General features: G+C 61.6%; 6 protein-coding genes. 2 read left to right on the top strand and 4 right to left on the bottom strand.

What is annotated here, in order from left to right:
* Positions 1-163 precede the first annotated feature (163 nt).
* From RYH74_RS25695 to RYH74_RS25680, 4 genes are all read right to left on the bottom strand, one after another.
* Positions 164-2,578 carry a TonB-dependent siderophore receptor gene (locus RYH74_RS25695; protein WP_286100820.1) on the bottom strand — a complete coding sequence of 805 codons (2,415 nt, stop codon included), beginning with the start codon at positions 2,576-2,578 and terminating at the stop codon, positions 164-166.
* A 296-nt stretch (positions 2,579-2,874) separates the two neighbouring features.
* The gene (locus RYH74_RS25690; protein WP_317410543.1) at positions 2,875-3,831 is read right to left on the bottom strand and encodes a FecR family protein; all 957 of its coding nucleotides are present in this window, start codon (positions 3,829-3,831) and stop codon (positions 2,875-2,877) included.
* A 4-nt stretch (positions 3,832-3,835) separates the two neighbouring features.
* Positions 3,836-4,339, bottom strand: a complete 504-nt coding sequence (locus RYH74_RS25685; RefSeq protein WP_084785104.1) for a sigma-70 family RNA polymerase sigma factor — start codon at positions 4,337-4,339, stop codon at positions 3,836-3,838.
* A 110-nt stretch (positions 4,340-4,449) separates the two neighbouring features.
* Positions 4,450-5,139 (bottom strand): GntR family transcriptional regulator, encoded by a 690-nt coding sequence (locus RYH74_RS25680; RefSeq protein WP_025337254.1) that lies wholly within the window; start codon positions 5,137-5,139, stop codon positions 4,450-4,452.
* Between the two features lie 204 nt (positions 5,140-5,343).
* Between RYH74_RS25680 and lapG the strand changes: the two genes are divergently transcribed.
* On the top strand, positions 5,344-6,105 hold the full coding sequence (lapG, locus tag RYH74_RS25675) for a cysteine protease LapG (protein WP_204249928.1): 762 nt from the start codon (positions 5,344-5,346) through the stop codon (positions 6,103-6,105).
* Positions 6,106-6,115: 10 nt separating this feature from the next.
* Positions 6,116-8,062 (top strand): cyclic di-GMP receptor LapD, encoded by a 1,947-nt coding sequence (lapD, locus tag RYH74_RS25670; protein ID WP_025337256.1) that lies wholly within the window; start codon positions 6,116-6,118, stop codon positions 8,060-8,062.
* Positions 8,063-8,068 lie beyond the last annotated feature (6 nt).

Raw genomic sequence — 8,068 nt, 5'->3', positions numbered from 1 at the left:
CCCCATGTGAGAGTAGGTCATCGTCAAGATTCAAATCCAAAGCCCCTGTCTGCGATGCAGACAGGGGCTTTGTCTTTTCCGGGGGGCGCACTTTCAGGCGAGCGCGCTTCCCGTGTAGGAGCGGCCTTGTGTCGCGATCGGACGCGCAGCGACCACCCTAGAGTCAGAACTGATAGCTGACCGTGGCACTGATATTGCGCTCTTCACCCATGTAGCAGTAGTTCAGGCTTGCACACGAGGTGATGTAGCTTTCATTGGTGAGGTTATTGGCGTTCAGGCGTACATCCATCCCCCGGAGGCCGATCTTGCCAAGGTCATAGCCGATCGAGGCGTCGAACAGGGTATAGGAGGGCACCTTCATGCTGTTTTCCGCATCCACCCAGCTGTACCCCACATACCGCACCCCACCGCCCAAGCGCAGGCCATCCAGGGCCCCCTGGTGGAAGTTGTAGTCAGCCCAAAGCGAGAACATCTGTTTCGGTGCCTGGGTTGGCGAATTGCCCTTGTTATCCAGGTTGCCAGACACCAGGCTGGGCATCGACTTTGCGTACTCGATATCGGTAAAGGTATAGCCGCCCAGCAGCTTCAAGCTGTCGGTCAGTTGCACATGGGCCTCCAGCTCCAGCCCTTGTGAGCGCACTTGTCCTACAGGGCGATAGAAGTCCTCGTCAGGCTGCTTCGAGGCCAGGTTCTCCTGCTCGATGCGGAAAACCGATGCGGTGAACAGGTTGTCGCTACCCGGCGGCTGATACTTGATGCCAGCCTCCCATTGAGTGCCCTCGGTCGGTGCCAGAGGGCGGCCTTGCTGGTCGGATACGGTATTGGGGTTGAACGACTCCGAGTAGCTGACATAGGGCGCAATACCGTTCTCGAACAGGTAGAGCACACCTGCGCGGGTAGTGAACCTGGAGCGCTGGTCACTGACCTTGGTGTTGCTGTCGCGATTCTCCTCGGACACCTTCACCCAGTCCTGGCGCAGCCCCAACGAGAAGCGCCATTGGTTCAGCTCCACCAGGTCCTGCAGGTAAACGCCCGTTTGCTGCAAGCGCCGCTGGTAGCGGTTCTCGCCCAGCACCTGAAGGTTGCCGTTGCCGTACTGCGGGTTGCCTGCATCCAACGGATCGACTGTGCCATAACGCCAGGCCACGTCAGCCTTGCGTCGCTGGTAGTCGGCGCCCAGCAGCAAGGTGTGTTTGGCGGCCCCGGTGAAGAATTCCGCCTGCAGCATGTTGTCGATGATGTACGAATGCAGGCGTTCGTCGCCGCCGGTATAGGCGCGGTTGAGGATATTGCTGTCGGCATCCGCCCAACCGGCGGAATACACCTGGTCCATCGACACGTCGGAATCCTGATAGCGGAAGTTCTGGCGTGCCGTGAACACATCGTTGAAGCGATGCTCGAACTGGTAGCTGAAGGACTGTTGCGTACGCTCGTAGTTGTCGATACCCGGCTCGCCTTCGAAGAAGTGGTCCGACAGGCGCAAGCCGTTGCGTTTGTGCAGCATGCCATCTGCTGGGTTACCGCCGTGATAGCCGCCGTTGGGGTCGTGTTGCAGGTAGGCCTGCAGGGTCAGCGAAGTGTCTTCGCTGAAGTCGATGCTGACGGCCGGCGCGATGGCGTAGCGTTCTTCCTTGTTGTGGTCGAACTGCGTGTCGGAAGCATCCGCCAGGCCTGTCAGGCGATAAGCGATACGTTTGTCGTCATCCACGGGGCCGCTGAAGTCGAAACCCATGCCACGCTGGCCTTGGGTACCGATGGTGGCCTGGACTTGATGGTAGGGGGTAAACAGCGGCTTCTTGGTGGTCAGCGCCACCAGGCCTCCTGGCGAGCTACGGCCATACAGTACCGAAGACGGTCCCTTGAGAATATCGATGCGCTCCAGGAAGTATGGGTCCACCTGCATGGTGCTGTAGGTGCCGTTGTCTCCCATCGACTTGAGCCCGTCGACGTAGATGTTGTCCACCGAGCCGTCGTTGAAGCCACGCATGGCCACATAGTCATAACGATGGGTCGCCCCGTAGGGGTTGGTCAGTACCCCAGGTGTGTAGCGCATGGCTTGGGCAACGGTTTGTGAGCCTTGGTCGTCCATCTGCTGTCGGGTAACCACCGAGACCGATTGTGATGTCTCGACCAGTGGCATGCTGGTCTTGGTCGCCACTTGGCTATGGGTAGCGTTGTAACCCTCCGTGCTGCCCAGTGCATTGCCGAGGGTGAAGCTACGGATATCGGTGTCTGGCAATGACAATGCAGCGCCTTGGGGTTGTGCCTGCAGCACGTAGCTCCGGCCGTCCTGGCTGACGGCTTCCAGGCCGCTGCCATTGAGCAACTGGTGCAGTGCCTGATCGGTTGGGTATTGCCCCTGCAGGCCGTTCGACTGCAAGCCTTGGGTGAGCTGGGGTGTGCTCGACAAGGTAATGCCAGCCTCGCGGGCGAACTGGTTGAGCACGTCATCCAACTGGCCGGCTGGGATCGCATAGTGGTGGCTCATCTGGGCCGTTTCAGCTGCCATGGAAAGTTGCGTGACGGCTGTAAGGCCCAAGGCGGTGCCAAACAGGGCAGCCCGGACTGCTTTGCGCAAAGGCGCTGAGTGCAAGATAGGTCGAAAATCATTCGCGTTGAAGGTGCGCGTGTGCACGGGGGCGGTAGGCATGAGGGGTCCGTTGAAGTATGAGGGCAGGAGGTGTCGCTTACTGTCCTAGCCGGACCGGCATTCAAAACCCGTCAAAAAAGTTATTGGGGCCGCTACGCGCCCCATCGCCGGCAAGCCAGCACCCACAGGTATTGCATAGCCCTCAGGCCTTGTGCGATCCCTGTGGGTGCTGGCTCGCCGGCGATGGGCTGCATAGCAGCCCTGAACGCAATAGCCCCATCAGTTCAGGCCAGCCCCTCCACGCGAACCCACCAGCGTGTACGTTGACGAAGCCGCACGGGCAGCGTCCGTGGTAGCAGTTGCAGCAGTTGCTCCGGGTCTTCGAGGCGGAATACACCCGACAAGCGCAAATCGGCAATATCGTCGCTGCAGCCCAGATAGCCATGGCGATAACGGCTGACCTGCGAGAGGAAGTCGAACAGGCGTATGTCCCGGGTGACGATCAGGCCCTCGGTCCAGGCCATCGCATCCATGTCCACCTGCTCGAGCCGGTGTGTACCCTGTGCATCCAGGCGCCAGTTCTGGCCGCTTTCGATCCATTGCAGCGGGCCAATGCCAGGCCGGTGTATCGCCACCCTGCCATGGCTGACACTGACCTGCGTGCAGTCGCTGTCCTGGCGCGCCACAAAGCGCCCTTCGAACCCTTCCAGTAGCGCGTCACGAGTTTGTACAAGCAAGGGACGCTGCGGGCTGCAGGCAATCATCAGTTCCCCCTGCTTCAGGCGGACCAGGCGCTGCTGGTCATTGAAGGCCAGGTCGACGGCACTGTGGGTATTGAGTTGCATAAGCGAGCCATCGGGAAGTGCAAAGCTGCGTCGTTCGCCCGTGCCGGTGGCGTAGTCCGATGTCCAGGCGTTGACCGCATCGAGGTCTTTTCCCAGCCATGCCGCCGTCCCCACCATGGCAACGCCACCAAGCAGCTTCAACGCCTGCCGACGGTGCAGCCGGCGCTGGCTGGTCTCCAGGGTCTGCAAAGCCAGCCCGGCGCCAGGGACGGCACGCAGGTCGAGGTCCTGATGCAGGTGAATCACCCGTTGCCAGGCCTGTTCGTGTTCGTGGTGGGCAGCGCGCCATTGCCTGCACTGTTGCTGCAAGGCAGGGTCATGCCCGCTCTCCCGCAGCCTCAGCATCCACTGGATGGCCTGTTTGACCGCTGTTGCGCCAGGCTGTGCGGCGGTCATCATGTCAGCACTCGTCGGTGTAGCGCAGCAGGTAGCAATGGTAGAGCGCGTCGGCGATGTAGCGCTCCACGGTACGTACCGAGATGCCCATCTGGTCGGCGATGGCCTGGTGCTTCAGCCCCTCGCATTGGGCCAGCAGGAATGCGCGGCGTACTTTGGGCTTGAGGCCTTCGAGCATGCGCGCGATGCGCTCCAGCAATTCCAGCAGCAGCTCACGGGTTTCGGCCGAGGGGGCCTGTGCTTCCGGCAACTGTGCCAATGCCTCGAGATAGGCCCTGTGCAGTTCCTCGCGCCGCCAGTGGTCGATCACCAGCCCGCGCGCGACCGTCCGCAGGAAGGCCCGTGGCGTGTTCAGTTGCAGGTTTTCGCGACGCTGCAACAGGCGCACGAAGGTGTCCTGGGCCAGGTCTGCGGCATCGGCGGCGTTGCCCAGCTTGCTGCGTAGCCAGGCATGCAACCAGCCGTGGTGGTCACTGTAGAGCGTTTGCACGGAATCGTTGCTGGGCATGGGTGAGGGCGCTGCCATCAATGGACATGAATGATAATTAGTCTCATTGTTGGCGGGGTCCGATCATTTTGCAACCCAGCCGACTGCACCATGCGTGCAGTCACTACCCGCTAGCGCCCCAGTTGCGTATCCAGATACTTGCGGATTACCCGCGATGCGTTATTCAGGTGCCGTTCCAGCACCGCTACCGCTTCGTCCACCAGCTTGTCGCCAGCCGCATCCGCCAGTGCGTTGTGATCGTCCTGGGTGAGCTTGCCCAGGCCCATGGACGAAAGATGAAACCGCAGGAAGCGCTCTTCCTCATTCAGTTCGTCCTCGATCAGGCGCAGAAGCTTCTTGTTCGGCGCCTTGTTGTACAACGACATGTGGAACAGGCGATTGAGGCGGCCGATTTCAGCGTGACGGGTTTCATTTTCCAGTTGCTGGATGTACCCGCGGGCGCTGGCGATGTCGCTGGCATCGAGCAGCGGAATGGACTGGCGCAGCGCCTCGGTCTCGAGCAGCACGCGCAGGGCATAGGTGTCCACCGCGTCCTCGCCGATCAGCGGCGCAACCACCGCACCCTTGTGCATCTCCACTTTCAGCAGCGATTGCGCTTCGAGCTGGCGCAGGGCCTCGCGCACGGGCATGCGGCTGACACCGAACAAGGTGGCGAGCTCTTGTTGTCTTACGGCAGTACCTGGAGGCAAGCGGCCATCAAGAATGGCACTGCGCAGGCGTTCTTCGATCACGCCACGGGCCTGGTGCGGCAACAGCTGCTCGCTGGCCAGCACATTGCTCAATTTGATTTTCTCGGCCACGCGACGTCTGCCTCAACGATGACTAAAGTTGGATCCAATGACACTAGTAACAGCTCTTTGGGGTGTCAAACCTTTACCGGTAATGGAACCGGCGCCCCAAAAGCGCGGCTATGGTGGATGAAGTCGCCGGGCAAAGGAAGCGGCCTATGGAAGGTTATAACCAGAAAGTGTAGGTCGGGTGACCGGCGGGTGCATGATTGCAGGGTGCCATTGTCTTTTGCCGTGGCAAGCCGCACCATCGCTGCTTTCGACTGGCCTGAACAGGGCTTCGCAGTGGCGATATCCTGGATGCTCAAAACCGTTGTGCAACGTGTCGGCCTTGCTGCGCTGCTTGGCAGCCTGCTGCTGGGCGGCTTGCACGCGGATTGGGACTTTTCCCAGATCAGCCGCAAGTCGCAGGCCCTTTATGGCCCCTTGGGTGCCGGACAGGGCCGGATCGATGCCTGGCAGAACCTGATGGCCACGCAGAAGCAGGGTACGGAGCTTGAGCGATTGCAGGTGGTCAACCGCTTCTTCAACCAGCAATTGCGCTATGTCGAGGATATCGACCTGTGGCATGAGGTCGATTATTGGGCCACGCCGGTGCAGGCGCTGATCAAGGGCGCAGGGGACTGCGAGGACTACGCCATCGCCAAGTATTTCAGTCTGCGGCGCATGGGCATCCCCAGCGAAAAGCTGCGCATCACCTACGTCAAGGCGCTGCGACAGAACCGGGCGCACATGGTCCTGACCTATTATTCAAGCCCACAGGCACAACCATTGGTGCTCGACAGCCTGATGGATGCCATCAAACCGGCCAGCCAGCGTACCGACCTGCTGCCGGTGTACGCCTTCAATGGTGAGGGTTTGTGGCTGACGGGCGCCGCAGGCAACAAAAAGGTCGGCGATACCAAGCGGTTGTCACGCTGGCAGGATTTGCTGAAGAAAATGCAGGCCGAAGGGTTCCCGGCCGAGCCGGTCTACTGAAGGAGCACAGATGTCACTGTTCAAACAATTGCTGTTGGCCATTTGCCTGTTCCTGGTGGTCGCCTTCAGTGGCAGTTTCATGGTCAGCCTGGAAAGCTCGCGCAGCCAGTACGTCAACCAGTTGCGCTCGCACGCCCAGGATGCGGCGACCGCGTTGGCGCTGTCGCTGACGCCGAATATCGATGACCCGGCGATGGTCGAGCTGATGGTCAGTTCGATCTTCGACAGTGGTTACTACGCAAGCATCAAGGTTGTCGACCTGGGTTCCAATGCTGTGCTGGTGGAGCGCCACGCCGAGCCGGACCCCGGCGGTGTGCCGCGCTGGTTCGTGCACCTGATCGGCCTGGAAGCCGCCGGTGGCGATGCCATCGTCAGCCGCGGCTGGCAGCAGGCCGCACGCGTTGAAGTAATCAGCCACCCGATGTTCGCCATTGCCAAACTCTGGCAGAGCGCCCTGGGCAGCCTGGGTTGGCTGCTGCTGTGTGGCGCGGCCAGTGCGGTACTCGGCGCCTTGCTCTTGCGTCGCCAGTTGCGGCCGCTGGACTACATGGTCGAGCAGTCCCACGCCATTGCCCGCCGCGAATTCCTCAGCCTGCCCGAGTTGCCGCGCACGCCGGAGCTGCGCCGGGTAGTACAGGCGATGAACCAGATGGTCGAGAAGCTCAAGGCACTGTTTACCGAGCAAGCCGAGCGCAGTGAGCGGCTGCGTGCCGAGTCCTATCAGGACAGCCTGACCGGACTGTCCAACCGCCGTTATTTCGAGATGCAGCTGAACACGCGGGTGAGCAATCTGGAAGAAGCGCGCGCCGGCTACCTGCTGTTGCTGCGGGTCCAGGGCCTGGCGGGGTTGAACGCCCGTCTTGGCGGCCAGCGTACCGACCAGTTGCTACAGGCCGTGGGTGAGCAGCTGCGTCGCACCTGTGCCAGCTACCCGGAAACCAACGACCTGATTTCCCGCAGCCGTGGGGGCGAGTTCGCCGTGCTGGCGCCGGGTATGGTGCATGAAGAGGCGGTACAGCTTGCCCAGGCCCTGGAAGCGACGCTGCACAGCCTGCACGAAACGGGCGCCAGTGATATCGACCCGGTGGCTTGTATCGGCCTGGCGCCGTTCAGCCCCGGTGATTCACCGCAGGCATTGCTGAAGCTTGCCGACGAGGCCCTGGCCCGCGCCGAGAACCAGCCAACACCGGGTTGGGTATGCCTTGAACAAGGCGTGGCTGCAGTTGCCGCGGATAGCCAGCATGTCTGGCACGAGCGGCTGGACCAGGCGTTCGACAATGGGCATTTCGAACTGTTCTTCCAGCCAGTGGTGGATTGCGCTTCTGCGCAACGGGTACTGCACCACAAAGTGATTTCGCGTTTGCAGGATGGCCAGGGCGAGGCGCTGCCGGCCGGCCGTTTCCTGCCCTGGCTGGAGCGCTTCGGCTGGATGCCGCGGCTTGATGTGCTGGTGTTGGAGAAGGTGCTGGCGCACCTTCGAGGGCATGACCAGGTGTTGGCACTGAACCTGTCTGCCGCCACCCTGGCCGACCCCAAGGCCCTTCAGCGTGTTTTCGAGCTTCTGGGCCAGAACACGGCGCTCGGCCCGCGGCTGGTTTTCGAAATTGGCGAGGAGCAGTTACCTGAGCAGGCGGCCCTGGAGCAACTCACCCGGCGCCTGCACGCGCTTGGCTTCGGCCTGGCGCTGCAACGCTTTGGTGGGCGTTTCAGCATGATTGGCAACCTGGCGCACCTGGGCCTGGCGTACCTGAAGATCGATGGCAGCTACATCCGCAACATTGATCAAGAGCAGCACAAGCGGCTGTTCATAGAAGCGGTCCAGCGCGCCGCGCACAGCATCGACCTGCCGCTGATTGCCGAGCGGGTCGAGACGGAAGGTGAGCGGTTGGTGTTGCGGGAGATGGGTGTAGGCGGGATTCAGGGGCAGTTGGTTGGTGAGCCTGCCCCCTGGCGCTGAGGGCAT

Origin of the sequence: Pseudomonas sp. LSJ-87 (genome assembly GCF_032971465.1) — a bacterium.
GTDB classification, from domain to species: domain Bacteria; phylum Pseudomonadota; class Gammaproteobacteria; order Pseudomonadales; family Pseudomonadaceae; genus Aquipseudomonas; species Aquipseudomonas putida_Z.
Note: the sequence above shows the minus strand (reverse complement) of the source record. Positions and strands in the feature narration are given on the sequence as shown.